Annotated in this window: 24 protein-coding genes and 2 pseudogenes; 20 read left to right on the forward strand and 6 right to left on the reverse strand. The window is 60.0% G+C overall.

Translation table 11 applies throughout. The annotated features are described in order from the left end of the window. Positions 1-367 precede the first annotated feature (367 nt). Positions 368-2,854, reverse strand: coding sequence for an FdhF/YdeP family oxidoreductase (locus EN859_RS33245; RefSeq protein WP_127856880.1), 2,487 nt, complete (start codon positions 2,852-2,854; stop codon positions 368-370). A 142-nt stretch (positions 2,855-2,996) separates the two neighbouring features. Here EN859_RS33245 and EN859_RS33250 point away from each other — a divergent pair, with 142 nt between their 5' ends. From EN859_RS33250 to EN859_RS33265, 4 genes are read left to right on the forward strand one after another with little or no spacing between them, the layout of a single operon-like run. Continuing rightward, positions 2,997-3,440, forward strand: coding sequence for a hypothetical protein (locus EN859_RS33250; RefSeq protein ID WP_127856879.1), 444 nt, complete (start codon positions 2,997-2,999; stop codon positions 3,438-3,440). Further along, the gene (locus EN859_RS33255) at positions 3,437-4,657 is read left to right on the forward strand and encodes a divalent metal cation transporter (RefSeq protein ID WP_127856878.1); all 1,221 of its coding nucleotides are present in this window, start codon (positions 3,437-3,439) and stop codon (positions 4,655-4,657) included. Before EN859_RS33250 ends, EN859_RS33255 begins: the two co-directional genes overlap by 4 nt. After that, positions 4,657-5,019 (forward strand): hypothetical protein, encoded by a 363-nt coding sequence (locus EN859_RS33260; protein WP_127856877.1) that lies wholly within the window; start codon positions 4,657-4,659, stop codon positions 5,017-5,019. The genes EN859_RS33255 and EN859_RS33260 overlap by 1 nt, the downstream gene beginning before the upstream one ends. Further along, entirely contained in the window at positions 5,019-5,390 is a 372-nt protein-coding gene (locus tag EN859_RS33265; RefSeq protein WP_127856876.1) for a hypothetical protein, read from the forward strand. Before EN859_RS33260 ends, EN859_RS33265 begins: the two co-directional genes overlap by 1 nt. A 555-nt stretch (positions 5,391-5,945) precedes the next feature. Here EN859_RS33265 and EN859_RS33270 read toward each other — a convergent pair. Beyond that, positions 5,946-6,851 carry a cytochrome c oxidase assembly protein gene (locus EN859_RS33270; RefSeq protein WP_127856875.1) on the reverse strand — a complete coding sequence of 302 codons (906 nt, stop codon included), beginning with the start codon at positions 6,849-6,851 and terminating at the stop codon, positions 5,946-5,948. 503 nt (positions 6,852-7,354) lie between these two features. Between EN859_RS33270 and EN859_RS33275 the strand changes: the two genes are divergently transcribed. Then, positions 7,355-7,903 (forward strand): group 1 truncated hemoglobin, encoded by a 549-nt coding sequence (locus EN859_RS33275; protein ID WP_127856874.1) that lies wholly within the window; start codon positions 7,355-7,357, stop codon positions 7,901-7,903. 767 nt (positions 7,904-8,670) lie between these two features. On the opposite strand, the gene EN859_RS33285 is transcribed toward EN859_RS33275, so the two are convergent. Continuing rightward, positions 8,671-9,276 carry an isochorismatase family cysteine hydrolase gene (locus EN859_RS33285; RefSeq protein WP_127856882.1) on the reverse strand — a complete coding sequence of 202 codons (606 nt, stop codon included), beginning with the start codon at positions 9,274-9,276 and terminating at the stop codon, positions 8,671-8,673. A 602-nt stretch (positions 9,277-9,878) separates the two neighbouring features. Here EN859_RS33285 and EN859_RS33295 point away from each other — a divergent pair. Further along, positions 9,879-10,892 (forward strand): ATP-dependent DNA ligase, encoded by a 1,014-nt coding sequence (locus EN859_RS33295; protein ID WP_127856872.1) that lies wholly within the window; start codon positions 9,879-9,881, stop codon positions 10,890-10,892. A 44-nt stretch (positions 10,893-10,936) separates the two neighbouring features. On the opposite strand, the gene EN859_RS33300 is transcribed toward EN859_RS33295, so the two are convergent. Beyond that, entirely contained in the window at positions 10,937-12,148 is a 1,212-nt protein-coding gene (locus tag EN859_RS33300) for an FAD-binding oxidoreductase (protein WP_127856871.1), read from the reverse strand. Between the two features lie 846 nt (positions 12,149-12,994). Between EN859_RS33300 and EN859_RS33310 the strand changes: the two genes are divergently transcribed. The 3 genes from EN859_RS33310 to EN859_RS40605 all read left to right on the forward strand — a co-directional run bounded on the left by EN859_RS33310 (position 12,995) and on the right by EN859_RS40605 (position 15,107). Continuing rightward, entirely contained in the window at positions 12,995-13,450 is a 456-nt protein-coding gene (locus EN859_RS33310; RefSeq protein WP_245525836.1) for a hypothetical protein, read from the forward strand. Positions 13,451-14,298: 848 nt separating this feature from the next. After that, positions 14,299-14,817, forward strand: coding sequence for a PRC-barrel domain-containing protein (locus EN859_RS40600; RefSeq protein WP_348632960.1), 519 nt, complete (start codon positions 14,299-14,301; stop codon positions 14,815-14,817). A gap of 5 nt (positions 14,818-14,822) precedes the next feature. Continuing rightward, positions 14,823-15,107 carry a PRC-barrel domain-containing protein gene (locus tag EN859_RS40605; RefSeq protein ID WP_348632961.1) on the forward strand — a complete coding sequence of 95 codons (285 nt, stop codon included), beginning with the start codon at positions 14,823-14,825 and terminating at the stop codon, positions 15,105-15,107. Between the two features lie 89 nt (positions 15,108-15,196). On the opposite strand, the pseudogene EN859_RS33325 reads toward EN859_RS40605, so the two are convergent. Both EN859_RS33325 and EN859_RS33330 read right to left on the reverse strand, forming a co-directional pair. Beyond that, positions 15,197-15,520 (reverse strand): annotated as a pseudogene (locus tag EN859_RS33325) (hypothetical protein); the annotation flags it as partial. A gap of 3 nt (positions 15,521-15,523) precedes the next feature. Continuing rightward, a pseudogene (locus EN859_RS33330) lies at positions 15,524-16,098 on the reverse strand (SDR family oxidoreductase); the annotation flags it as partial. A gap of 145 nt (positions 16,099-16,243) precedes the next feature. On the opposite strand from EN859_RS33330, the gene EN859_RS33335 reads away from it, so the two are divergent. From EN859_RS33335 to EN859_RS33385, 11 genes are all read left to right on the forward strand, one after another. Beyond that, on the forward strand, positions 16,244-16,471 hold the full coding sequence (locus EN859_RS33335; RefSeq protein ID WP_127856869.1) for a hypothetical protein: 228 nt from the start codon (positions 16,244-16,246) through the stop codon (positions 16,469-16,471). A gap of 80 nt (positions 16,472-16,551) precedes the next feature. Next, on the forward strand, positions 16,552-17,160 hold the full coding sequence (locus EN859_RS33340) for a hypothetical protein (RefSeq protein WP_127856868.1): 609 nt from the start codon (positions 16,552-16,554) through the stop codon (positions 17,158-17,160). Further along, positions 17,157-17,549 carry a phage holin family protein gene (locus EN859_RS33345; RefSeq protein ID WP_127856867.1) on the forward strand — a complete coding sequence of 131 codons (393 nt, stop codon included), beginning with the start codon at positions 17,157-17,159 and terminating at the stop codon, positions 17,547-17,549. The genes EN859_RS33340 and EN859_RS33345 overlap by 4 nt, the downstream gene beginning before the upstream one ends. After that, positions 17,546-18,445, forward strand: coding sequence for a DUF3618 domain-containing protein (locus EN859_RS33350; protein WP_127856866.1), 900 nt, complete (start codon positions 17,546-17,548; stop codon positions 18,443-18,445). Before EN859_RS33345 ends, EN859_RS33350 begins: the two co-directional genes overlap by 4 nt. A gap of 182 nt (positions 18,446-18,627) precedes the next feature. Next, positions 18,628-18,870 (forward strand): hypothetical protein, encoded by a 243-nt coding sequence (locus EN859_RS33355; RefSeq protein WP_127856865.1) that lies wholly within the window; start codon positions 18,628-18,630, stop codon positions 18,868-18,870. Between the two features lie 27 nt (positions 18,871-18,897). Further along, on the forward strand, positions 18,898-19,443 hold the full coding sequence (locus tag EN859_RS33360; RefSeq protein WP_127856864.1) for an inorganic diphosphatase: 546 nt from the start codon (positions 18,898-18,900) through the stop codon (positions 19,441-19,443). Between the two features lie 272 nt (positions 19,444-19,715). Beyond that, positions 19,716-20,162 (forward strand): YidB family protein, encoded by a 447-nt coding sequence (locus tag EN859_RS33365; protein ID WP_127856863.1) that lies wholly within the window; start codon positions 19,716-19,718, stop codon positions 20,160-20,162. A gap of 659 nt (positions 20,163-20,821) precedes the next feature. Continuing rightward, a complete protein-coding gene (locus tag EN859_RS33370; RefSeq protein WP_189502414.1) occupies positions 20,822-21,475 on the forward strand; it encodes a hypothetical protein in 654 nt (217 codons plus the stop codon). Further along, complete coding sequence (locus EN859_RS33375) at positions 21,472-21,867, forward strand: phage holin family protein (RefSeq protein WP_127856862.1); 396 nt, start codon at positions 21,472-21,474, stop codon at positions 21,865-21,867. Before EN859_RS33370 ends, EN859_RS33375 begins: the two co-directional genes overlap by 4 nt. Then, entirely contained in the window at positions 21,864-22,733 is an 870-nt protein-coding gene (locus EN859_RS33380) for a hypothetical protein (RefSeq protein ID WP_127856861.1), read from the forward strand. The genes EN859_RS33375 and EN859_RS33380 overlap by 4 nt, the downstream gene beginning before the upstream one ends. Positions 22,734-23,120: 387 nt before the next feature. Beyond that, positions 23,121-25,112: an AI-2E family transporter gene (locus tag EN859_RS33385; RefSeq protein WP_189502415.1), complete on the forward strand. Its 1,992-nt coding sequence runs from the start codon at positions 23,121-23,123 to the stop codon at positions 25,110-25,112. Positions 25,113-25,416 lie beyond the last annotated feature (304 nt).

Consider the following 25,416-nt stretch of genomic DNA (forward strand, 5'->3'; position numbering starts at 1 on the left):
CTTCCAGCAAACGCTCGTCTCCCACGGGCGCCGCCGGATTGAAGCTAATTGACCGGCTTCAATCCGGCGGAACAACCGGGACAGCACGGAGACGGGATGTGGCCACGGTGGGGAATTCCCGCGCTAGCTATGTGGCTGGGCAACGGCCCAACGCCCGACTCTAGACAAGGATAGCCCAAGACGGATTACGGAAGTGCGGTAGCCAACCCGCGGATAAGAGCATGATCGACCGTCGTCTCAAGGGCTCATCCCGTCCCCGTGCTGTCCATCAACGGCAAACATCCTGTGGCAAAGACATGGGGCGGAAAAGTTCATCTACCACGCTTGACCACGGTCATAAGAGCTAGCAGCCAAGTCGGAACGAGATCTATGCTACATTGGCTCGGGTCTTTTCGGGAACAATTCTAACTGGTATCGATTTTCCGGCTGGAACATGAGCCTTCTTTGCTCGATGCCAAAGTGGAACCAGCGGATTGAGTTCTGGATAGTAGCCAGCACAGTTGCCCTCGGGAATCGAATAAGGTGTGACCCGAAGACCGCATACGCGCCGTTCCACACCGTCTTCCGCATGGGTTTCGAGATCGACCTCCTGCCCTGCGCTCAAGCCGAAACGCCGAATGTCCGCCTCGTTCATCAGCACCACCATGCGTATCCCGTGAATGCCGCGCAATCTGTCGTTATAGCCGTAAACGGTGGTGTTAAACTGGTCATTGGAACGGACTGTGATCAGCGTCAGCACATTATCACCTGACACATCGATATCGGGATTTGCCTCGAGCATCGCCGGCAGTTTGAAATTGGCTTTCTTGTTCGGTGTTTCCCACACGCGTTTCGATGCTTTGATATCGCGATGAAAGCCGCCTGGGTTGAGAAACCGGTTATTGAAATCGCGAAAGTGCTGCGGAAAGCACCGTTCGATCTCGTTGCGGATACGCGAATAGTCAGCGACCCACTGATCCCATGGAACGGAGCTTTTGTCGGGCACCGTGGCCTTGGCGAGTTCGGAGATAATCTTCGGCTCCGAGAGCAAGTTTGGCGAAGCGGGAGGTCGCGATCCAAAGGAGCCGTGGATGCAGGCGGTCGAATCTTCGATTGAGACGGTCTGCTCGCCGGTCGCTTGATGATCACTTTCCAGCCGCGAGAGGCACGGAAGAAGATAGGTGACGGCGCCTGGGAGGAGATGGCTGCGGTTGAGCTTGGTTGCTATCTCGACATGAATGCCCAGTCCACGCCAAGCCTTTTCGACCAGGCCGGTTTCCGGTACTGCACGGACGAAATTGCCTCCCAGGCCGATGAAGCCTTTCACCCATCCGCCAATGACTCCCTCGCACGTCTCGACCGTATCGAAACCCTTTTCGCGCGGTGGCTCGAAGGCGTAGAACTCGGCGAGCTTGTCCAACGGGACGAGCTCGGGTTTCTCCGATATCCCGACGGTGCGCTGGCCCTGGACATTGGAATGGCCACGCAGGGGTGAGATGCCGGCCCCAGGCTTTCCGATGTTGCCGCGCATCAGCAGCAAATTGCATAGCATCTGGACGTTCTCGACGCCGTGCCTGTGCTGCGTCAGGCCCATGCCGTAATTGCCGATCACCGCACTCGAAAGGCTGTAGATTTCGGCGACATGCTCCAGATCGGACTGTCCGATACCGGAACGTCTAACGATATCCTCCCAGCTGGTATCGCGTAGATAGGCTTCGAATTCGGCAAAACCATGCGTGTGCTCGGCGACGAAATCGACGTCCAAGACACGCGTGTTTCCATGTTGACGCGCAATGTCGTCGAGTCCCAACACAGCCTTCGCAATACCCGTCATGGCTGCGATGTCGCCACCGCAGCGGATCTGGAAGAAGTCGGTGGACATCTTGGTTCCAGGTCCCGGCGACAACATTTCAATGGGGTTTTGCGGATTCTTGAACCGCTTCAGCCCTCGCTCGGGCAAGGGGTTGAAAGTGAATACCGGCACTTGGCGTTGACGCGCTTCCTGCAGCGGGTGCAACAGCCGCGGCGCCGTGACGCCGGTGTTGTGGCCGAAGAAGAACATCATGTCGCATTTCGAGAAGTCGTCGAGTTGAACAGTCCCAACCGGAGAGCCGATCGACTCGGGCAGGCCGACCGAAGTCGATTCGTGACACATGTTGGACGAGTCCGGCAGGTTTGACGAACCGTAGATGCGCGCGAAAAGCTGATACATGAACGAAGCCTCCAGCGAGGCTCGACCCGAGGTGTAGAAAACGACCGATTTCGGATCGAGCCGCCGAAGTTCTGCTGCAATCTCGCGGAATGCATTGTCCCAGTTAATCGGCTCGTACCTGTCCGACACTGGATTGTAACGCAACGGATCAGTAAGCCTGCCCTGTTTTTCCAGATCCCGGTCCGGCCATTCGAGCAGGTCCGCGACCTTATGTTCTGCGAAGAATGAAGGTCCGCATCGCAGCCTCGTCTGATCCCACATCGTGGCCTTGGCTCCGTTTTCACAGAACTCGAAAGGCCTTGGTTGAGCCGGCTTCGCCCATGAGCACGAAACGCACATGTAGCCGTCTGCCTTGTTTTGCTTGAGCAGCGTGCTCCATATCCCCGACAGCAGCAGGCCTTCGCTACGCGCCTTGCGGGCCAGCGAGCGGAGCGACCCCCAGCCGCCGGTCGGGTGCTCATATTTCTCTATTTTTATGTGATCGGTTACGGCGGGTTCATGTCGGGCCAGCCTTGTAGAAGACAAAACAGAACCCCCGCCGCGACCAATTGTTCCCGACGGCTGGCCAACCTCGGACCAGCATCCACCAAACCGCAACCCCGATGCGCCGAAGGAAATCCCGCCCGCCTCGTAGGGCGCTGCGGGAACATTTTCCTCAGTCATCGATTGAAAACACGAGCCAGACATTCGGCGGGGAGCGGATCGCCTATCTCGACAAAAAGCGGACGCCTTGATTTCCTAGTTGGGATCGTGTTTTCGATCGTCCTGCGCCTAACAAAGAGTAACCTACGGTAGCAATTCGGCTATGCGTCGTGCAAATCCCAGTCGAGTCCGCTGCGTTGAACTTAATTTTCTATGCTTGATCATAATTTCAACTGTTTTGGCGGCGTGCTCTTCCTCTGAAGATCTAATTAATAAGCAATCAAGATCTGCTGTTTCCGCGGCGGAAACGGCATCGCTGACACTGGACGCCTGGCTCGCAGGGACAGTTCCCCTGAACTACACTTCAGGCACGCTGCAATCAGTCGCCCAAAAGCTCTCCGATGCCGAAGCGCAAATCCAGTCAACTGATTCATCTGTGACGCCTGACCAAACCCGACTGGCCATAAGTCGCCTGGCGGCGGCGGTAGCGAGTGCGGAGACGGGATTGAAGGATGGCAAACCTGCGAAAGTGGAGCAGGCACAGCTGGATCTTCGAAACGCGATCGCCGCCCTGGTTGCCTCCAAATCCTTCAGTCCAGACCAATGAAGAAGGTGCTCGAAATATCGCTGGGTGTTGTCACCAGCGTCGGTGGTTTTCTTGAAGTCGGTTCGCTGGCGACAGCCGCCCAAGCCGGTGCGGCATTCCATTTCCAGTTGATTTGGGCAATCGCCCTGGGGACGATCTGCATCATCTTCCTGGTGGAGATGGCAGGTCGCTTCGCCGCCGTGAGCAAGCATACCATCGCGGACGGGATTCGGGAGCGATTTGGCTTCAATGCCTTCCTCTGGCCGCTACTCGCGATCCTGCTCGTCAATTTCCTGGTCATGGCGGCGGAGATCGGCGGCGTCGCCATCGCGCTCGAACTTGCCACCGGCATCGGCTTTCACTGGTGGGCAATGCTAGCGGCATTTGTGGCTTGGTTGTTTCTCTGGAAAGGCACGTTCGGCATCATCGAAAAAGGCGTCTCGATGCTCGGGCTGGTTACATTGTGCTTTGTAGTCGGCGCCGTGATGCTTAAGCCCCATTGGGGACAGGTCGTGGCGGGCGCGGTGCCGACCGTGCCGAACCACGACGCGACCAATTACTGGTTCATAGCCGTCAGCATTCTTGGGGCGTCGATTTCGCCTTACCTTTTCATGTTCTACTCGTCCGGAGCGATCGAGGACCGGTGGGACGAAAGCTATCTAGGGACCAACCGCGCCATTGCGGCGATGGGCATGACCTTTGGCGGCACAATTTCTGTCAGCGTGCTGATTGTCGCCGCGCTGGTGCTTGCCCCGCACGGCATAGAGCAGGTGGACGACTACCATCAATTGCCGTTGATCCTAATCCCGATATTCGGGTTCTGGGGCTTTGTTCTGTTCACAGCTTCGCTCGGTATAGCTTGCTTCGGTGCTGTGCTCGAAGTCGGGCTGCAGCAGGCGTATCTCGTGGCTCAGGGTTTCGGCTGGACTTGGGGTGAGAACGAGAAACCGCGCGACAATCCAGGCTTCAGCACGGTTTACACGGCCGCGTTGTTTCTCAGCGCATTACCGATCGCTGTTGGCCTTGATCCGCTGAGGCTCACGATTTTCTCCATGGCGCTGACGGCCGCCAGCTTGCCTCTCAGCGTGATTCCCTTCCTCTTCCTGCTGAACGACGAGCGTTATGTCGGCAATCATCGCAATGGGATGATCTCTAATGCCGCGGTTCTCTTTGTCATCGCGCTTGGCTTCGCGCTGGCTGTCGTGACAATCCCTTTACAGATTTTCGGAGGTACGTGATGGATCTTGTGCGCGACATTCTGGACAAGCAAGTGGTCGACCGGAAGAAGGTCAAGATCGGCAAGGTCGATGGCCTGGTGGCCGAACTAAGGCCCGGCAAGCCACCAAGGGTCGTTGCGATCGAACTCGGATCGATCACGCTGGCGCGTCGACTTGGAGCCCGCCCCGGACGCTGGATGGCGGGCCTAGCGACAAGACTGGGCGGCAAACGCCATAGCGAACCGCATCGGATCGCCTGGAACAAGATCCACGACATCGGCATCGATATCGAATTCGACATCGACGTCCGTGAGACGGCGATCTTCGATTGGCAGAATTGGCTGCGTGACCACATCGTCGGCCGCATCCCGGGAGCTGGCTGATGGCCGCAACAATCAATCTCGAACAGTTGGCTGGTCGACGCGTTCTTTCGCCGCGCGGAAAAAGCATCGGCCATATCGAGGAAATTCGCGCCAAACAGGACGGGCGCAATCTTGTGATTGTCGAATTCCATGTCGGCATCTACGCCGCATTCGAGCGACTTTCCGCTTCCGCGATAGGCGCGGCGATCCTCGACGCATTTCGGCTACGCCGAAGCGCCGGCTTTTATCGCATTCCTTGGGACAAGATCGATATCTCCGATCCAATGCGCCCAAGGCTTTTGTGTCCGATGGGGGAGCTTGCCCGCATGAAAGGGGACGTCGGACCGCCGCAAGACGAAATGCGGTCCCGCAAAAGGCAGGCAAAACGCTAGCGCAAGGGAGCTCGCGATTGAGTTGCTGCTCGGACGCGCTCTTTTTGGGGTCCTCCTATTAGTCGCATCCGTTCAATCGTGGCGCGTGCGCTGGAAGCATGTCTTGCTGGGTTTGGGCGTCTGCCGTTTCTTCGTCGGTCCACAAAGAGGCGTGGCGCGTTTGTTGTGCGATGTTGCCATGGTTCACTCAGCCGGCGCGGCTCGGCGGCTCGAGTCTCGTCCGAACCATTTTACGCCCGAAGTCCACGGAATTGCCGGAACATGCCTATGACGGGGGCGTTGACTGTGATGTCAACGGATGACCCGAAGAGGGGACGGCGTCCTATTGAAAGATCAGCCGAATGTATCCCTTCGCTTCCTTCCATGACCTGGCCGCTGGCAGAGGTGATGGACTTCGCCCCGAGCTTGTCCAAATGCTGGAGGCACGCGCGGCACTGGCAGCGCCAGATGTGCTGCAGTTTCGGACTACCGACGGTTTCGAACAGGCGGGGCCAAATCCCGTTGGAGAGATCGAAGGCGCACTTCCGGATGGGATTTTGCGTTATCCCGCTGATGTCAAGGCGAAACAGCCCTTGAGACATCGGCGCCGCTTTGGATGACGCGAAGCGAAGTCTGCCTCCGTGCACTTGCACAAATCCAGATACTGGCCAGCAGCAACGCTGCTCCGCCATAGAGCAGGCCGGCGGGAATCCACATTCCGAGACCTGCAAGCTGCTGGTCTTCAAGCGGCACAAGTCCCCACAAGCTCGAGCCGACAGCATTTTCCGGATACCAGACCCGCGGCGAGACGACAAGCAACGCCCCGAGCAGGCTAGTATGCAACGATGTCAGAAAAAGGAGCAGGATCGCTCTGCCGCAGGCCTGTTCGCGGCCAGGGCGAGGCAACAGCGCCCACCAGAACAAAAGCCCCGTGCCGAGGAAGCAGGCGTGCTGGGCATAATGCAAGGGACCTTCTTGCAGCGCAGCTTCAAAAAGCGCCCGGATGTGCCATACCCATATCGTTGCGCCATGCAGGATGGTGGCGACCAGAGGGCGGCTCATGAAAGCCCACATTGCCCGAAGCGTGCTTGTACGTCCGGCCGCGCCCAGCGCTTGGCGCAATGCCGTCGGCAGCGCCCATATTATCGGGGGAGCCGGGCGGGAAGCTACCAGCAGAGGCGCCGCGATTGCCATTAGCAATTCATGTTCGATCATGTGCGCGGCGAATACGCGCTCGCCCAATGCATGGATCGGGCTTAGCAGCGCTGCCGCCAACGCGATCCAACCAGCCGAGAAAAGCAAGGCCTGCCGGAATCGCTGAGGACGTCCACGCCCGCTCCGCCGCCAAAGCCGCATGGCGCCTATCGCGTAGAGCGATGCGATCGCGGCCAATGGCAGCGCGATAGGCGATGCCAGCGTCCAACTGGCCTCCGGAGCGCTGCCGTTGCACACGGAGGTCGAAAAGAGGGCCTCGAAGCTCATGGCCCACCCCTGTCAAGAAGCGAGGCGCGGTGAAAGGGGGGAACGATCAACTGTCTGATACGGCTCCCGATATGCTTTCGTGAATCCGCCGTGCGCCAACTTGAAGGGCGGGCGGCTCTCGAAAAGGTCTGATTGCGATCCATTGTCCGCAGCGCATATCGAACAGGCATCAACGCGTGAAAGGCGCAAAAGTGCCATCAGACCAAACGACCGTTGAGCAGCTTCTATCCGACTTTGAGGGCCTCGTGAGGGCGGTTTTGCCGATTTTCACATGCGCGGCGGCCTCGCGAACATTGAGGTTGCGTCCTGATGTCGGTCATGGTGCCCATTCATCCTTCCGGCGTGGGTATCAGCCAAGCTGCTCAGTCGGAATAATTCGGACGAGGGCCTCGTTGGTCTCTCAGGCGAGCCGGCAAGGCAAAGAGGACATGTTCCAAAATCACTTCATTTGAACCGCCAGACAGGCTGCGGCTTGCTCTGACGAAACTCGAAGGAAACCAGAGATGAAAACGGCTGTTTCAATTCCGTTCACAAGACGAAACGTCGTCGCAGGGCTGGCGGTAGCCGCCGCATCGACGGCGGTATTGCCTGCCAACAACGCGCGCGCGCAGACCAAGCAAACTACGCCTGATAAAAGTCTGTATGAGCGGCTGGGCGGCGTGTTCGCCATCGCAGCGGTGGTGGATTACTTCAGCGACGCCGTCGTGAAGAATCCCATCGTCGGCCAGAAGTCCAAGAACCCGCGGCTGCGGAAATGGCACACCAAGAACCTCGAACGGCTCCCCGGCCTCAAGTTCATGCGCACGCTGTGGGTCTGCGACGTTTCCGGTGGCCCCTTGAAGTTCGTGGCCACAAGGCCCGGCGCGACGCCGCTCGGCCTCGAGGAGGCCCACCGCGACTTGCGGATCTCTCCGGCGGAATTCGATGAGGTCGCGGCGGAACTCGGGCGGACCCTGGACCATTTCAAGGTTCCGAAGCCTGAGAAGACGGAGGTGCTGGCAGCCTTTGCCGCGCACAAGGACGAGGTTATTGCCAGCTACAAAAAGGGCTGACGCGCGGCCGACCAGGTGGAGGTGGTGGTGCTTACTCCGCCACCGGGGTAAGGGCCCGTACCGCAGGGTGGCTGCTAATGTTTGTGGACCGGTCGCAGGTGCTTGTGACAGCGCTTCTTGCCCTTGGGTATGTGGGATGTCCATCGCCTCATCTGGCGTGAGGCCACATTTGCGCGGCTAGTACAACGCCTCGGCCGTCGGTTGGTTGTCTTCGGCCTTTCTATCGCATGCTTTTTCTTTTTGCCCATCGCGTTCCGATTATGGCCGATTCGGATATCCCTTCGGAGTTTGCATCCAGCAGCTTGCTCCGAATGCAATCATTGCACTCTACGGGGCGATATGAAATCGAAGTTGGTAACCCAAACTTCCGGACAAGGAACCTGGTGGTCGTGCTGGATTCGACGAGGAGACGATCAACGCTAACGGTCTTTGCCGTCAAAAAGACATCGCAAGCGCCTCGTTCACCGTGTCGGCGCCTTCGAGAGAGCAACTCGGCTGGTTTGATTTCCAGTCGAACAGGGATTCCTGTCGACGAGCAATGCGCAGTGCTGAGCGCGAGAGGCTCGACGAGAGCGGGAGGGAACGCCTCCACATCCACGCGGTGCTTGGCCTGAGCGACGGCAGGTCACGCGGCTGACATCTGCTGGAAGGCATTGTTCAGCCGACACTCGAAATCACCGTTGTGGAGTCGCTCGGCCACCTGCGCCGCACGAAACGGCCCGAACTTGGTATTGCGCTGATCGATCTCGAGGCCTGAGGCCGGCCCTTCAATTCCAGGCCGAAAGAACAGTTTCCATCTCAACCGTCTCCACCTGTTGAGCGAAGCGCTGGTGATAGACGGTCATTAAAGCATCGTGGGCCGCATCGGAAGAACTGCAAAGCGCATCGGTGACCAGCACCACGCGGTAGCCAATGTCGATCGCTCCCAACACAGTAGCAAGCACGCAGACATCGGTCTCTCCGCCGGTGACGACCAGCGTATCGATCCGGCGAGCGGCAAGTGCGGCCTGCAGTCTGCCTTCAGGCCATGGCGAGACATGCTTGTCGATCACCTGCGCCGGCGGGCAAAATGCCGACAGTTGCGGAAGCAATTTGACCATCTCGGGGCCGACATTCTCTATCGTCATCGATGCCCAGCGCTCATAGTACCGCTTCCAGGTGCCGGCGCCCTGCCTCGGCCTCAATGCCGGCATGAAGCGCGTGAAGATCGTCTGCTCGGCCCTTCTTTCCACCAGGCCGGCAATTCTTGGAAGGACCCTTGTAATCCAAGGGGTCGCCCATTCCGATGGCTCGGCAAATAGCCTTTGCATATCGACACACAGATGGACGCAATGGTCGCCGAGAGGACCGTAGGTCAAGCCGGGAGCTGACATCGGCATGCAGGGCGGAGCCGGTCGCCGGCCGACGGAGCCGGGGCAAGCTGAGCCGGTTTGGAACGGACGACGTGGTATTTCGAGTGCAAGCCTTCATCCTCGGGACAGTTGGACCAACGCATAGCCTCAAGAGCTGTTCCGTCGAAACCACATCCGTCAGCGATGCGTTCAAGAGGAATGGAGAGACTCGAAATTGCCGCTGCCGCCGCTTCCGTCGAACGAACGGAAGGGTGTCTCCGCGGCAAGATCCTTTATCGCATCACCAGTGATCCACAAGTTCACTATTGCCATTGCGACATGTGCCGGCGACCGAACGGCAGCGCCTTTGCAGTGCTCTCCTGGATGCCTTCCGCTAGCCTGTCATGGCTCGATCAAGAGCGTGCCTGCCGCCGGTCCTCTCCCATTGCCACGAGAGGCTTCGGCCAGGGCTGTGGTTCTCCGCTGACCCTTCGCTGCAATGTCGCCCAAGACGAGATCACGCTGTATGTCGGAAGTTTCGACGATCCGGCGGAGCTCGAACCCCAATACAATTGCGGATCATCGCAGCGGCTCGGCTGGGTCTGCTGTGGCGTCGACCTGCCTCATCACGATACGGAAGAGCGATGGTAGCGACGTCGAGCAAAGCATTTCCGCTGCCTCTTGCGACGACGCCGATGGAAGCGCGAACCGCCGACACGCTGCCAGATGAAGAAGATATTTGGCAGTACGAGCCCAAATGGGACGGGTTCCGCTGTCTTGCCTTCAAAGGACGTGAAGCGGTCGACCTCCGGGCGAAATCAGGCAAACCGCTTGGCCGCTATTTTCCAGAGCTGATGGCGGCGCTGCACGATCTTGATGCCAACGACTTCGTCGTCGACGGCGAGATTGTCATCGAGATTGACGGACGGGTTTCGTTCGATGCGCTGCAAATGCGGCTTCACCCGGCGGAGAGCCGCATCCGGAAATTGAGCATGGAAACGCCTGCGCGGCTAATTCTCTTCGACACCCTTTGCGCGCCGGGAGGCAAGATCATGCTCAAATTGCCGCTGCCGGATCGGCGCGCGGCTATCGAGAACTTCGTCGCCAAGGCAAAGAACGCGGCGTTGCGGGTTTCGCCAGCCACCACAAGTATCGCCATGGCCAAAAGATGGCTGCAAGGGTCCGGCCGTGGTTCGACCGACGGCGTCGTAGCCAAGATGCTCGATGAGCGCTACCGGCCTGGCGAACGCGCGATGGACAAAGTCAAGCGGCTGCGCAGCGCGGACTGTGTCGTGGGCGGGTTCCGCTACCTGAAAGGCAAGCGGGAGGTCGGGTCGCTTTTGCTAGGCCTCTACAACGAAGATGGCTTGCTCGACCATGTCGGTTTCACCTCGACCATCGGCAATGAAGAGCGGTCGGTGATCACGAAAAGGCTGGAAGCCCGGCGCGGCGGATCGGGCTTCACCGGCAAGGCGCCGGGCGGCCCAAGCCGATGGAGCACCGAACGCAGCGGGGAATGGGAAGCAGTACGGCCGGAACTGGTCGTCGAGGTTCGTTTCGACCACGTCACCAGCGACCGCTTCCGGCACGGAACCAGGCTCTTGCGCTGGCGGCTCGACAAGGCGCCGCGCCAGTGCACGTTTGAACAAATCGAATAGTCTAGGCGCGGCCATTCGCGCCGAGGGTTAAGTGCGTCTCGCAATCACGATCTGAAGGCAAACAGATCGGCATCCACGTCGTCGGCACCAGCGATAGTGGCGGAGACGATTTCCGAGGCAATCTGTGAAAAGACAATGCCGTTGCCGCCATAGCCCATCACCGCATGGATGCGCGGATGTCCTGGCAATTTGCCGATGATGGGCAGCCCGGTGCTGGTCGATCCGAATGAGCCGCTCCAGGCAAATTCCGTTCGTGTGTCGAGATGGGGAAATATCCGCGCAAGCTTCTTCGCAAGGGCACGCGCCTTCTTCGCCGTCAGCGCGTCCCGTCGTTCCTCGTCAGTGAAGTCTTCGTCCTCGCCGCCGCAGATCACGCGCCCGTCGGGCGTCGTGCGGACATAGAGATACGGCTCGGACGCTTCCCAGATCATGGCCGCGCCCGGCCAGATTTGCGCTGGTTGGCGAGGCGTCGCGATCGCCCAGGTGGAGATCACGCTGTGGCATGCCGCCGGCACAATGTCTGGAAGCTCATAGCCGGTCGTCAGCACGAGATGCCGGGCGCTGATCGTCGGCCCCTGCCGGGTGGCGACCGCCACACCCAGGCGATTGTCCTTGATCGATGTTGCCTCCACTGGCGCATAGTAACGAGCCTTGCGCTTCAGCGCCTCGAGCAACAGTCCCGAGGTCAGCTTCCGCGGGTCAAGGGACAGATTGCCGTGGCTGAGAATTGCGGCGGCGCGATCTATGCCGAACTCAGCGCGCAGCATCTCGCGTGTCAGGAACGATGCACCGATGCCCGCTTGCCGGCGCGCCTCCGCTTCCTTGCGCAGGTCCGAGGGGCCGAGCGTGGCGCCTGCCAGATAGAGCGACTGGGCACTCTCCGCTCGGCAGCGTATGCCGAGCTCGGCGATACCCCCTCGCAGATTGAACAGGGCCAGCCGCGCGCGCCGCCATGCCTGCTGGGCGGCGGCACCGCCAATCATTCCAGATAGCTTTGTCAGGGGCTGATCGATTTCGAATTGCACCAACGCCGTCGTGGCCGCCGTCGACCCTTTCAGCGGCCCGCGTCTGTCGATGCAGATCAGGGAATGGCCAGCGCGCGTCAGCGCTTCGGCCATCATCGCGCCACTGATACCCATGCCGACAATCAGCACGTCCGTCTTCAGATCGCGCGTCAGACGGCTCGTGGGCACTGAGGGCGAGCGATAGGCGGACCAGACAGGGGCGCCGCTTCTGAGATCAAGCTTGCGAGGCATAAGGATTTCCCGGCTTCGCACAATAAGTCGGGCAGCGCCTTGCTGTTCCACTCCTTACCCGGGGAGGCTGTCGTGTACTGAATTGCGCAACGGACAACCAACCGTGTGGGCGGCTTCTCGATGGAGTACATGCCGCCTACAAGCGGCCCCAACATTGCAGAGCGACATGGAACCGCGCAACAGGAAGCGAAACGCACGAGAAGACGAGACCGAGGCTCCAACCATCGAGAAGCAGGACTGGGCCACGGTTGAAGGCGACAAGATCCTCCCCGACAGCTGGACGTTGAGAACCGGACGCCAGGGAAACGGAAGGAACTTTTCCCGAGGAAGACGTCGATAATCCCCTGTGGCGACGAGGCCTTATCCGACGATAAGGAGGAACGTGTCCTGTCACGCGATCCCTCGAAGGAAGGCAGCGTGTCGACGAGGTTAATCCGCTTCATTTGCGGCTACGGCGCTTCAATGCCGACCCGATCAGATGAAAATGATAGGGATGGCGCACGAAGGATCGTAGCGCATGTTGCTGCGGCATGACCCGCGGATCGATATGCTGGTAGCCGAAGGGGCCAACCACCAAAGGCGCCGCCGTTCACCGAAGTCATGTAATCCAGGCATCAGATTCGGCCCAAATTCGTCGCGGTCGGCCACGCAGGGAATGTGCATCACATGCTGGTGAGTACCGCCGAGATGATTGAGAGAAAGGGGTTATGGTTAACGCGAAGTAGGGTCCAGCTCCATTCGTAACAAATCTTTTTGCCGATGGAACTTTCCGGCAAAATGCAGATTTGACCTATTCTACCTGCGCGCTGTGCTGCAGGCAGAGCAACCGGCGAGCAGGAGACGGCCATGAAACACCAAACTCTCGAAGAGCTGCACACAGTCGCGGAGGTCGACGTGGCCTATCCGCCCATGACACGAAACCAGCGATTGGAATATTGGGCCTCGCTTCTCGAGCGGGATCCGGATCGGTGCCTCGGAGCACTCCCCGGCACCGAATACATGAGCTTGAATGTACGTGACAAAGCGCATTGTCTTCAATCTCCGCTGAGCATCGCATTCGCCGATCCGATCTTGCGCGCGCAGGGACTGAAGAACGACACTTACGGGGAAGCCAGGCGCTTCTTCGAGGTATCGGATTGGCAGCTACATGCCGTTGTTTGCCATTGTCATGTCGGGGCCACCATGAAGGCCGGCTGGGTTGCCGTTCAGGTGCGGGCCGCCACCAAGGAAGATGGAAAGCTGTTCAAGAAACTGCGGGAAATGATCACCCATTTGCCGGCAGTCCGCCTTTTCACTACATAGTCCGCGAGAGTTGCGGTCATCAGAACGGCCAGAGGCTGGATAAGGACCAGGCGGCGGCCACTATAGTAATGGTCATGACTTTGGCGCGGGCGATGTCTTCAGGCGACGGCCATAATTGTCATCGCTAATGGAATAAACGGATACGCAGCGGGTTGTGGCTCCCTTACCGGCGAACGGAAGATCGCGCTTGACTTCGCCCGGCTAGCGCGGCGCTTTAGGCCGGACTATGAGTGCCTTCGCTGGGCGGCCAGTGACTCCGGTGCCGCTAACTAACCGCGCGGGGTCTGACTCTCGGTCTTGGCAAACTTTCACACGGGTTTGCGGCCAATCTGGCGAGTCGCGGATCTCTTAGCCATAGAGATTTCTCTCTTCTTTCCAGTGTCGCATTGCGATCGTCATCAGCTGCCGAACGGCCTTGCATAGAGGCGATCGCATAATCGGCTCTGTTCGTTCGATAGTCTTCTTTTTGGGCAGACATCGTTTTCCTCCCGGTCCGCCAGGCTCTCCCTCCTTAGCCGGGACAGCAGTCACTAACTGCCGATGCATCGCAGAAGTCTACAAATTGTGGACTGTCGCATCCCCACGGAATCGCCCACCCGCCCAAGGAATGGCGACAGGCGCTGATTTCGACACGGGTCGCAGGATTGTTTGCCGGCAAGAACTGGTCAGTGAAGCTCAAAGCCGCTCCGACGGGCCATCCTGAGCGCTCTTGATGCAACTTCAGTCTATGCCGACGGGGACCGTAGGCCCAGGCGCGGAACGCAAGCCAATTGCACCCGTTGGTCGAAAGGACGCCGGCAAATACAACGGCAGTCCATCAACCCAGGCGACTTACAAGGAAATCTATCATGATCCGGAAAATATTGGTGACCGCGGCGACTGCCGCGCTGCTGTCCACTGCGCTCTGCACCGTCGGCGCTTACGCCGAAGACAAGACCAAGTCCGCTTCGCAAGCCGCGGTCGTCGCGCCCGTGACCGATGGAAGCCTCGTGTCCAAGATCATGGGCGCGGCTGTCTATGACAGCACGGCCGATGACGCGACGAAGATCGGGGACGTCAACGACATTGTCCTCGACAAGGACGGCAAAGCCAAATTGATCGTCATCGGGGTCGGGGGATTCCTCGGTGTCGGCGAGAAGAATGTCGCCTATGATTTCAGCAAGATCGAATGGGTCAACAAGAAAGGCGAGCGCTGGCTCGTCGCCAAGACCACGAAGGAAGAGCTTCAGGCTCAACCCAACTTCGACACCAAGGCCTATGACACCGCCTTGGCATCCGCCAATACCCAGCCCGCCACTAGTACAGCTGGTCAAACGGCTCCTGCCAAGACGGACCAGACTGCGACGGCGTCTATCGACAAGTCGTGACCGAGATGCCGACCGAGAAAATCAGCGCGGCAAATCTGATCGGCACCAATGTCTATGGCGCGGACGATGCGAAGGTCGGCGAAATCGGCGACGTCATCCTGACCGGCGACAAGAAGGTCGATGCCATCATCGTGGATGTCGGCGGCTTTCTCGGCATCGGCGAAAAGAAGGTCGCCGTCGGCATGGAGAACCTCAAGTTCATGACCGACAAAAACGGCAACCGCTACCTCTACACGAATTTCACGAAGGACCAGTTGGAGGCGCAAACGGCCTACGACAAGGGCACTTAAGCTCAGAATCGCGACAAGCAGCGCATCATTGTTAAGCAGTGACGTCGAAATGTGCCCGCGCCGGGGCGGCAAGATTACGAGTGAGGCTGTCAGCCGCGAACGAACAGTGCCTCGTCTTCATCACGTTGCTGGCCACCAAGCGCTGCCGCGACACTGGCGATGAAAGCGCCCACAATCATCGACAGGGCGCCGACCAGCGCAAAAGTAGCGCTTGCCTTCCTGGCCGAGTCCGCAGCCGCCTTCGCCTTGTTCCTGGCGTCGTCGAGACCGGCGATGACGGTGTCGACGCGCTTGGTGGCATCGGCCTCCGAAAGCCCGGTGCGGGCGGCGACCAGTTTCGCAAGATAGGCCTTGTCGTCGGCCGACACTTCACCCTTGGCGGCGCTTGCCACCAGGATACGTGTTGCCTGTGCCGTTGGTAGGATCTCGCCGGTGATGTAGCTGGAGCATTGCGGCGAGGCTAGAAACACATAGGCCGGTGCGATCTCCTCCGGCTGGGCGGGCCGCTTCATGGTCGTCCGGGCGCCGAATTGCGCGACGTCTCCGGCCTCCTTCTCCGACGGGTTGAGCGGCGTCCATACCGGGCCCGGCGCCACCGCGTTGACGCGGATGCCCTGCCGATGAGGGAGAGCGCCCGGGTGAAGGCATGGATGCCGCCCTTGGTCATCGAATAATCGATCAGCTCCTTGGAGCCCTCGATGCCGGTGACGGAGCCGGTGTTGACGATCGCCGAGCCCGGTTTCATGTGCGGCACGGCTTCCTGCGCCATATGGAAATAGCCATAGAGGTTGGTCTTCAGCGTGGTGTCGAAATGCTTTTCGGTGAGATCGGCGAAGTCGGCCGAGTGCACCTGGAAGGCGGCGTTGTTGACGAGAACGTCGATCCCGCCGAAGGCCTTCACTGTCTGCTCGACCACCTTGCGGCAGAAGGCTCGCCTGGTGACGTCACCGCGAAGCGTGAGACAGCGCCTGCCTTCGGCCTCTACCGCCCTGCTTCGTCGCCTTCGCCGATGCAGGTGCTGCGCGGTATTCTGGACAAGCAGGTTGTCGACCGCAAGCAGGTCAAGGTCGGCAAGGTGGATGGATTGATCGCCGAAGCTGAGGCAAGGCCTGTCCGCCTCAACCCTCGGTACTGCATTGCTCGATTTCTTCGCCCTGCGCAGCCGCGATGGCCTCTATCGCATAGACTGGGACAAGCTCGACATTTCCGATCTGGCGCACCCGCGGCTGCTCTGCCCGGATGAAGAGCTTCCCGCTTTGAGAGCGCAGCCAAAGGTAAATAGCCACTTACAAAAAAGCTATCATCCAAGGGAACATCGCAGCCGGCGCGAAGTTGGTACAGGCAAGGAGGAGCCTGCGCCATGAACAGTGTCATCTATCTCATCGGTCTCATCGTCGTCGTGCTCGCGGTGCTCCCGTTCCTCGGCTTTCACTAGGAGGATGACATGCAGCGCGAGAATGATCAGGGTCGCGAGCCCGCCGACTTCGCCAAGGCGAAGAACGAAATCTCCGATCGACTCCAGAAAGAAACCCAAAGCGCCACCGAGGCGCTCCACGACGCTCGTGATGAGATTGCCCGAAGGGCCGTCGACTACGCGTCGGAAGCACAGGACGCCCTATCCGAAAGAGCCGAGGAAACGCAGCGCGATATCGGATCGAGCCTGGCGGCATTCGGCGGCGCGTTGCGCGCCGCAAGCGATCATCTGGCCAATAAGGAGCAAAGCGCGGCCTCGAAATTCATGCTGGATGCCGCCGGCGGACTGGAAAGCCTTTCGTCCTCGTTGAGACAAAAACCGTTGGGGCAGGTGCTGGAGGACGTTCAGTCCTTCGGCCGCCAGAATCCCGGCGCGCTGATTGCCGGTTCGGTGCTGGCCGGGTTGGCGCTCGGACGGTTCATGAAGACTTCCCCGCCCAAAGGGTATGGGTCGGTTGAGGCCGCGGCCGGGCCGGCCCGACAAACCGGTGTGAGAACAAGCGAGTCCGGGGACAACGCGGCGCCCAATTGGGGCTCCGACGGCGGCGTTTCCGGACAGGCAGCGGAGCTGGAAAGATGAACACTCAGGATAATCCAAGTCTCGGCACGCTGGTCAGCGATCTGGCTCAGCAGGTGAGCACGCTTGTTCAGACGGAAGCCAGGCTGCTGCGGGCGGAGATATCGGAGAGCGTCACCAAGGCTGAAGCCGGTGCAGTCGAGGTGCTGGGCGGTGCCATATGCCTTCTCGCCGCTCTACTGGTTCTGTTGCAGGCACTGGTCATTGCCCTGGCGCGTCTGGGTCTGGGTGCCGGATGGTCCGCTTTGCTCGTCGGGGTGGTCGTCGCTGTGGTGGGCGTCATCCTGTTGCGGACCGGCATGGCGAGCATGGTGCCTTCCGCGCTGGCGCCGGACCGCACGCAGGAGCAGTTGAAGCGCGACGCGAACGTGATCAAGGAACAAGCGAGATGACCGACAAATCCGCAGCCGAACTCGAACGCGAGGCCGAGGCCACGCGCGCCAGGGTGGTGGCGACGGCCGAATCCATTCGAGGCAAGATGACGCCCGGCCAACTGTTTGACGAGCTCGCCGGGCTTTTTAGCGGTGGTGCAGGCGCCGAGATGCTCGGCAACCTGAAGGCCCAAGTGCGGGACAATCCCTTGCCGCTGACCGTGATCGGTGCCGGGCTGGCATGGCTGATGCTGGGCAGCGGCGCTTCCGCCGCAGCCGCTGCTCCGGGCTATGCAACGCGCCGCAGTTCCGGCCAACGCGACGGCGCGTCCGACTCTGGAATGGAGGCCATGACTTCGGACACCTCGGCCTCGGCTGGCGAGATGGCCGGCGGTGCGGCCGGAACTTTCTCTGGAATGGCCAGCGATGCAGCCGGTACCATGTCTGACATGGCGAGCGGCGCAGCCGACACCGTATCCGACATGGCAAGCGGCGCAGCGCAGACGCTGACGAACTCTGCGGCCGCCACGGCTGACATGGCGACGAAGGCCGGCCGTTCCGCGCAGCAGTTGATGGAGGACCAGCCTCTTGCAGCGGCCGCCGTCGGCCTCGCCATCGGAGCCGCGATCGGCGCGATGCTGCCCCACACGCAAGTCGAGGACGAGCAATTGGGCCGCTATCGCGAACAGCTTCGGGACAAGGCCGAAGACGCACTTGAAGAGGGCGTCGATCAGGCAAAGCAGGTTGCAGCCGACGTCTATCGGACAGCCAGCGAGGAAGCCGGACGGCAAGCGTCGAGCGAAGGCACGCTGGCCGACAGGGTCAGCGACGTCGTCAGGTCCACCGCCAACAAGACCGACGATGCGGTGCGCCGGAAGCTTTCCAGTTCTGAGCAGGCCGCGGAGCGCGAGCCGTAGCCCTGTGTCCTGGCTCTCAGGCGGCTCGAGCCGAGCGGTTGCTCGCTCGCCGCGGCCAGTTGCGCCTCCCTCCACTCCGATGCCACAGCGCCTCGTTCATCACGCCAGTGCCGCATCCAGTCCTCGCGCATGCTGGGAACGATCGAGTCCAAATGCCGTTACGACGGACACAGGAGAAAGCGATGACCGGACGCAGAACCCATGGTCAGCAGATGCGCATCATCGAGGAACGCGAGAACACGAAGAACGCACCCAAAGAATTCGACGCCGAGGCGGAGCTGAAGCGACCGCCTGCCGAGCGCGAGGCGCGGCGGAAGGGTTCGGATCTGAAGACCGACACGCCCGACCTCGTCGACCCAGGCGACCGCAACATCCTTCGCGGTAAAGATCAAGAAAGTGAGCACAACAAAAATCGGGGCGATTGAGCAGCATGGCACAAGGGCACCTGAACGATGCCGAACTACGAGAAGCTGCCGACGATGAATGGCGACCAAATAAGGGTCGTCGTCGAAACGCCGCGCGGCGCTGCAGCGAAATTTTCCTACGATCCCAAAACCGGCGTGTTCGAATTCACTCGCCCGCTGCCTGTTGGAAACACGTATCCCTACGATTGGGGCTTCGTACCGTCGACGATCGGAGAGGATGGTGACCCGTTGGATGGATTAATCATCCATCAGGCGGTGTCCGCGCCCGGCGTCGTCATCAATTGCGACCTGCTTGGAGCGCTTCGCATCAAACAAAAGGATTCCGAAGGCTCGGAGTTCCGTAACGATCGTTATGTCTTTCGCCCGCATAAACAGGACTCGCCCGACAAGCCGGCCATGGAGGAGCGCGTGCCCGAAGACCTGCGCCGCGAGATCGAACAGTTCTTCCAGTCATCGGTGCTGGGCACCGGCAAGACGATCAGGTTGAAAGGCTGGCGCGACGCCACGGAAGCGTCCGCTCTTCTGAGAAAGGGAATGAAAAGTTTCGCGAGGAAAAAGCGGAGAGTCCGCTGATCGCTGTCCGTTGGCCACCAAAAGATCGCGGCCTCGGCCGGAGGCCGGGGCCGCATCGCCAAGCTTGGCCTTTGGCATGCAACTGTGCGTGTGCCGGCGGATGAGGAGCGAACGAAGCCTACCATCGAGAGTCGGCTCAGCCTCCGCTGTACCGACACAATTCCGCAGGTGGCTGCTTGTTCCGCTCACCTTCGTCCCAAGACCAGCAGCGACTGCCGTGGAACCTTTCAAAGCCGAATGCCTTGTCCCTTCTTCATGGAAGGAGATGCGAAATGAGCCTCGACATCGGAAAAGTCACAATAGCGTTGCTTGGCCTGCTTGCCTACAAGAATAGGGACAAGATCGGCGAGTTGATCACCGGTAAGAACTCGGCAGATCCCAAAGGTAGCGCCGGTTCCCTCGGCGGCCTTGGCGAGATCCTAGACCGTCTCAGAAATGCGGGTGCGGGCGGTCAGGTTGATTCTTGGGTAAGTAAGGGATCAAACCGGCCTATTCAGCGCGACGAGGTTGAGAAAGCTATCGATCCGCAAACGTTGAGCGATCTGGCTGAGCAAACAGGATTATCCCATGACGAACTTGTCGATCGGCTCACAAGAGAACTACCCGACGCGGTGGACAAGCTTACTCCCGATGGCCAGATGCCCGCCAGCAGCGGCCCAAATCTTCTGGACGAGATACCAGGAGACTCGCACGTATCGCCACAGTCACGGACACGATAAAGCATGCTGCGGAAAAAAATCGGGAGAGCGACGCGGTGGCTGTCATCGGTGGGGTGCGTCACCGGATCCGCAGAATATCGGCATCGAGGTTCGCTTGAGGCGAGACGTGAACAGCAAATCGCAACCGAACTTGGAATCTCTGCGGGGGAGGTGCCTTTCGCGGTTCATCTCCCCATCGCGCTCACTGAGCGTGTTTGTACGCAAGAAGTATTACGCACGCGCCAGCCACAAAACAGACCGCGGCTCGCGTGTTGACGAGTGAGGAAGCGGTTGTGCGATTACGTTCCCAGCTTGTTCACGAGGGGGAACCTCTTGCCAATCCCGGCATCGAACCGGTCGAACGGCTGAGCGATGCGTAAATGACGAGAGGGCTGGCGATTGCCGGTCCGCCCTATCGTTTCCAATTCTTGCGGGGTCGCATCCCTAGCCGCGAATTTTGACCCACGTCTGCCGATAGAAATCCATGCGAGGCTCGCCGGTTAGGGTGCTGACTTCACTATCGCTAATTTAGCTGAAGAGGATGGAACTTGTTTGCCGCATGCAAGTTCGTAGGCAATGGGAGGAGATTGCCACCATGAACAGCGTCATTTATCTCATCGGCCTTGTCGTTGTCGTGCTCGCGATCCTCTCCTTCCTCGGATTCCATTAAGAGAGAGACCATGCAGCGCAAAGACGATCAGGGCCGTAGCCCGGCCGATTTCGAAACAGTCAAAAGCGAGCTGTCCGAACGGCTTCAGCAGGAAACACAGACCGCGACAGAGGCGCTGGATAACGCTCGCGATGAACTCACCAGGCAGGCGGGCGACTACGCGTCGGAAGCGAAGCAGGCGTTGTTGGACAAGGCCGAGGGGACACAGCGCGATATCAGCGCTAACCTAAAGGCCTTCAGCGGAGCGTTGCGAGCGGCAAGCGAGCATCTGGCAAATAATGATCAACGGACCGCTTCGAAGCTCACTCTCGATGCCGCTGGCGGACTTGAACGCCTTTCATCTTCGTTGAAGGACAAACCATTCGAAGATGTTCTTGGCGAGCTGCGGTCGTTCGGCCGCGAAAACTCAGCGACGCTGATCGCCGGCTCCGTATTGGCAGGCTTGGCACTGGGGCGGTTTATCAAGAGCTCGCCGCCATCTGCTTCGACCGAAACACAGCGTCGATCGGGAACTGAACGGCCTTCCGAAATGGCTTCGAAATCAGATGAGCCAGGATTGCGATCGGCAGAGGCCTCCTACCCGACGCCGGCCCACTCCAACCAGCGCGACGATCACTTGGCCGGTGATGACTGGACCGGCGCAGGCCCGGAGCAGAACCCGTGACCAACAATCAGGAAAGTCGCGGCCTCGCAACCCTCGTCAGCGATCTGGCACAGCAGGTCACAACCCTGCTTCAAACCGAAAGTAGGCTATTGCGGGCCGAAATGTCGGAAAAAATAAGCAAAGCCGGCGCCGGCGCGGCCGAGGTTCTGGGAGGCGCCATATGCCTTCTCGCGGCCTTGATGGTGCTTTTGCAGGCACTCGTGATCGCCTTGGCGAGTGCCGGCCTGGGAGCGGGATGGTCCTCGCTGCTGGTCGGGGTCGTCGTCGCAATACTGGGAATCATTCTCTTGCGCTCTGGCACGGCAAGCATGGCTCCTTCCGAGCTCACGCCTGATCGCACACAAGACCAACTCAAGCGCGACGCGCGCGTGATCAAGGATCAAATAAGATGAGCGACAAATCCGCAGCCGAGCTCGAACGCGATGCCGACATCGCCCGGGCGAAAGTAGCAGACACTGCCGATTCGATCCGCAGCAAGATGACACCGGGTCAACTGATCGACGAATTTGCTGGGATGTTCGTCAGCGGCGAGGGATCGGTCATGCTTGGCAATCTCAAGTCGCAAGTCAGGGACAACCCGTTGCCGCTCACGTTGATTGGAGCCGGCTTGGCCTGGCTGATGCTCGGCAGTGGCACGTCAGCTGCCGACGCTTATCGAACAAGCGAAGAGGCCAACGCCTTCTCTGAGCGGCACACCGATGATTTCAGCCAGGGTAGCGAAGGTTCCGGAATTGGGAAGATCCTCGCCGACACCGCCGATTCGGTTACGTCAGTTGCAAGCGGCGCGGCCGAAGCTGCAACAAACGCCGCGACGGCCGCCAAGGAAAGGATGGCAAGATCCGCCGGGCAGCTCGGTTCAAGCGCCAGTGAGATGACGGCGCGGGCGCGCCAATCAGCACAGGACCTCTTCGAGCGCGAACCGCTGGCTATCGCTGCAGTCGGCCTCGCTCTGGGCACTGCTATCGGGGTGATGCTGCCCCACACAGCCACAGAGGACGAGCAACTTGGCGTCTACCGCGACAAACTTGTCGACAGCGCAGAGGAGGTTTTCGAGACGGGCCTCGAGCAAGCAAAGCAAGTTGCCGCCGGGGCCTACGAAACGGTCAAGGAAGAGGCCGACCGGCAGGGCTCGGGTGGAGATGCCGACACCCTAGCAGGCAAGGTCGGCAAAGTTGTGGAATCGACCGCAAAGAGAACCGAGGAAGCCATTCGCGATCGTTTGCCGGGGTCGTCCGACGGGTCGTCTGCCACGTCGTAGCGTCGCCACAATGACGAGCCTAGTCCATAGTATGTCATCCGGTATGGCCCGATCGTAACCACCGGGTATCGGAAATGATTGCTGAGGTGGTCGTTAAGTAGAGGCCCTTGGCGAAGGCAGCGGAACGCGGCAAAGCTTTCCGGCACCTTAAATGATCCACGAAGAAGCCTCACAGGAATAATTGCGAGAGGTTTATGTCTACCAATCTACGCAATAACCGCGCGGTAATCTCAATCTAAGCAGTAGCGATCTTTCTTGAGCCGATAGGCTTTGCCCTCCGTCCCGCTAGCCCGGGTGGCCTGAGGCCTGGCATCATCCTCTGGACGGTAAACTTTGCGCGCCGACTAAGTATATCTGATCATGGTCTTGGCAGGGTGGAGGCATTAAGTGGCGGCCAATCGTCGAAACGGCATGCACCCGTCGGAGCCCGGGCTGGTGGGCATCGTTTCCACTGCCAGGGCCTTCCCGCGCATGTCACTGCCCACGGTCGCGACTGTCGTGGCGGCGGTTGCGGCCCTTTATTTCGGGCGCGAGGTTTTCCTGCCGATCGCAGTCGCTCTGCTGCTTACCTTTGCGCTTGCACCCATGGTTTCGGCACTCAAACGGGTGGGCATTCCCCGTGTTCCTGCGGTCATCGCCAGTGTGCTGGGCGCATTCATGGTCCTTGCGCTGTTCTCCTTCATTGTCGCCACGCAGGTCAGCGAACTGGCGCAGAACATTCCGCTTTACCAGTCAAATATCCTGACCAAGGTCCGATCCTTGAAGGAGACCGGCGTCGGCGGAGGCATCATTGCCGGGCTGAGCGGGGTGATCGAACGCGTTGGCCAGGAACTCGACAGGCAGGAAACCTCACAGCCCGCCACGGATCAGCCACGGCGCGAGCCAGTGCCTGTCGAGATCATCGCGCGCGAAAGGCCGATCGAGGTTCTCCAGAACCTGATCGGCCCGCTGATCAGCCCGCTGGCATCGGCCGGTCTGATCATCGTCGTCGTCATATTCATGCTGCTCGAGCGCGAGGACCTGCGCGATCGTTTCATACGCCTCGTCGGCTATGGCGATCTTCATCGAACCACCGAGGCGCTCCAGGATGCCGGCAAGCGGCTCGGCCGGTATCTTCTCATGCAATTGGTCGTGAATATCGTCTATGCCATACCGATTACGGCAGGGCTTTGGGTTCTGGGCATACCCAATGCACTGCTGTGGGGATTGCTGGCGCTGGCGCTGCGCTTTGTTCCCTATATCGGCCCGATCATTGGTGCGTTGCTGCCTCTGTTCCTGGCGCTTGCCGTGGCTCCCGGCTGGTCGCTCGTGCTGTGGACCGCCGGGCTGTTCGTGGCCATGGAAATGATAACCGGCAACGTCGTCGAACCGTGGCTCTACGGTTCACGAACGGGGCTTTCACCATTGGCCATCATCGTTGCGGCTATCTTCTGGACCTGGCTCTGGGGCCCGCTGGGCCTGGTTCTGTCGACGCCGCTCACTGTCTGTCTCGTCGTGCTCGGCAGGCACGTGCCGCAGTTCGAATTCCTCGACGTTCTGTTCGGCAACGAACCCGTGCTCGAGCCCCACGCTCGGCTCTACCAACGGCTGTTGGCCGGCGATCCAGAGGAAGCCACAGATCACGCCGAGGAGATGCTGGAGGAAAAATATCTGTTCGAATTCTATGACAAGGTCGCCATTCCCGCACTTCTGCTCGGCGAACAGGATCGCGTGCGCGGTGTCATGGGCGATGAGCAAAGACGGCAGGTGGCGGCCAGTGCGCAGACCCTGGTGGCAAACCTCGACGACAGCGCACAGGAGGAAGCGGAGGAGGACGATGATCCGGCTGCGGCCGAGCCTGCCACAGCGGACAAGGACAAGCAGACTCACGGGGAGGGCGAGGACGACACTGAACTGCCGGATGGCACGGACATGTCGGTGCTTTGTGCCGGCGGCCGCGGGGAACTCGACGATGCCGCCGCCGCCATGCTGGCGCAGGTGCTCGAAATCCAAGGGGCGACGGTCTCGAAGGCGAGCTTTGCCGACATGGAACCGGCGAGCATTCGCCGGCTCGAACTCGACGCTGTCGACACCGTGGTGGCCGGATTCCTGAACCGGGACTCAGTCAAACACGCCCGTTTCCTGATTCGTCGGCTGAAACGTGCCAAGTCGGCGCTGCGGGTAGGCATCGTGTTCTGGTCGGAGGACGGCGACGACAAAGAGGCAGCCGTCAAATTGGCCAATGACATCAACGCCGATTTTGTGGCGTATGGCATGGTCGAAGCCGTTCTGGGCGCGTTGTCGAGTGATCCGCCGGTTGCGCTGAAGGTCGCAGCCAAGCGCCGCATGCGCCGCCGGCCGCCCCCTGCCAAGAAAGCGCCGCTTGCCGCTGCAAGCTGAGACCGTAGAGCAGGACGGCGAGAGCACGGGCCTCATAATAGTCTCTGGTGTATTCCTGACATTTGCCGCCGATCAGCGTCCGCGATCGCAACGGATACTCGCCCGATATGCATTCGATCTTGACTGACGGCTACTAGTGGTTCCTGCCTGACATAAGAGTCCGGATCGGGATTCCCTTTTGCCTGCCCGCGTGCGAGTCATGGGTATGCGCACAGGAATATCTCTCACCGTCTCGCCTTCTGACCATCGGCGTTTGGTTGCCTTGGTCAAAGACCGTAACAGCCCGCAGAAGCACGTCTGGCGC

Origin of the sequence: Mesorhizobium sp. M00.F.Ca.ET.216.01.1.1 (assembly GCF_004010325.2) — a bacterium.
Taxonomy (GTDB): domain Bacteria; phylum Pseudomonadota; class Alphaproteobacteria; order Rhizobiales; family Rhizobiaceae; genus Mesorhizobium.

Excerpts from the sequence above, each read along its gene's own strand:
- EN859_RS33250 (WP_127856879.1), top strand. The coding sequence starts at position 2,997 with ATGCGTCGTGCAAATCCCAGTCGAGTCCGCTGCGTTGAACTTAATTTT.
- EN859_RS33380 (WP_127856861.1), top strand. The coding sequence starts at position 21,864 with ATGAGCGACAAATCCGCAGCCGAGCTCGAACGCGATGCCGACATCGCC.
- EN859_RS33350 (WP_127856866.1), top strand. The coding sequence starts at position 17,546 with ATGACCGACAAATCCGCAGCCGAACTCGAACGCGAGGCCGAGGCCACG.
- EN859_RS33370 (WP_189502414.1), top strand. The coding sequence starts at position 20,822 with ATGCAGCGCAAAGACGATCAGGGCCGTAGCCCGGCCGATTTCGAAACA.
- EN859_RS33260 (WP_127856877.1), top strand. The coding sequence starts at position 4,657 with ATGGATCTTGTGCGCGACATTCTGGACAAGCAAGTGGTCGACCGGAAG.
- EN859_RS33365 (WP_127856863.1), top strand. The coding sequence starts at position 19,716 with ATGAGCCTCGACATCGGAAAAGTCACAATAGCGTTGCTTGGCCTGCTT.
- EN859_RS33310 (WP_245525836.1), top strand. The coding sequence starts at position 12,995 with ATGAAACACCAAACTCTCGAAGAGCTGCACACAGTCGCGGAGGTCGAC.
- EN859_RS33300 (WP_127856871.1), bottom strand. The coding sequence starts at position 12,148 with ATGCCTCGCAAGCTTGATCTCAGAAGCGGCGCCCCTGTCTGGTCCGCC.
- EN859_RS33270 (WP_127856875.1), bottom strand. The coding sequence starts at position 6,851 with ATGAGCTTCGAGGCCCTCTTTTCGACCTCCGTGTGCAACGGCAGCGCT.
- EN859_RS33265 (WP_127856876.1), top strand. The coding sequence starts at position 5,019 with ATGGCCGCAACAATCAATCTCGAACAGTTGGCTGGTCGACGCGTTCTT.
- EN859_RS33295 (WP_127856872.1), top strand. The coding sequence starts at position 9,879 with ATGGTAGCGACGTCGAGCAAAGCATTTCCGCTGCCTCTTGCGACGACG.
- EN859_RS40600 (WP_348632960.1), top strand. The coding sequence starts at position 14,299 with ATGATCCGGAAAATATTGGTGACCGCGGCGACTGCCGCGCTGCTGTCC.
- EN859_RS33255 (WP_127856878.1), top strand. The coding sequence starts at position 3,437 with ATGAAGAAGGTGCTCGAAATATCGCTGGGTGTTGTCACCAGCGTCGGT.
- EN859_RS33345 (WP_127856867.1), top strand. The coding sequence starts at position 17,157 with ATGAACACTCAGGATAATCCAAGTCTCGGCACGCTGGTCAGCGATCTG.
- EN859_RS40605 (WP_348632961.1), top strand. The coding sequence starts at position 14,823 with ATGCCGACCGAGAAAATCAGCGCGGCAAATCTGATCGGCACCAATGTC.
- EN859_RS33275 (WP_127856874.1), top strand. The coding sequence starts at position 7,355 with ATGAAAACGGCTGTTTCAATTCCGTTCACAAGACGAAACGTCGTCGCA.
- EN859_RS33340 (WP_127856868.1), top strand. The coding sequence starts at position 16,552 with ATGCAGCGCGAGAATGATCAGGGTCGCGAGCCCGCCGACTTCGCCAAG.
- EN859_RS33355 (WP_127856865.1), top strand. The coding sequence starts at position 18,628 with ATGACCGGACGCAGAACCCATGGTCAGCAGATGCGCATCATCGAGGAA.
- EN859_RS33360 (WP_127856864.1), top strand. The coding sequence starts at position 18,898 with ATGCCGAACTACGAGAAGCTGCCGACGATGAATGGCGACCAAATAAGG.
- EN859_RS33245 (WP_127856880.1), bottom strand. The coding sequence starts at position 2,854 with ATGACTGAGGAAAATGTTCCCGCAGCGCCCTACGAGGCGGGCGGGATT.
- EN859_RS33285 (WP_127856882.1), bottom strand. The coding sequence starts at position 9,276 with ATGTCAGCTCCCGGCTTGACCTACGGTCCTCTCGGCGACCATTGCGTC.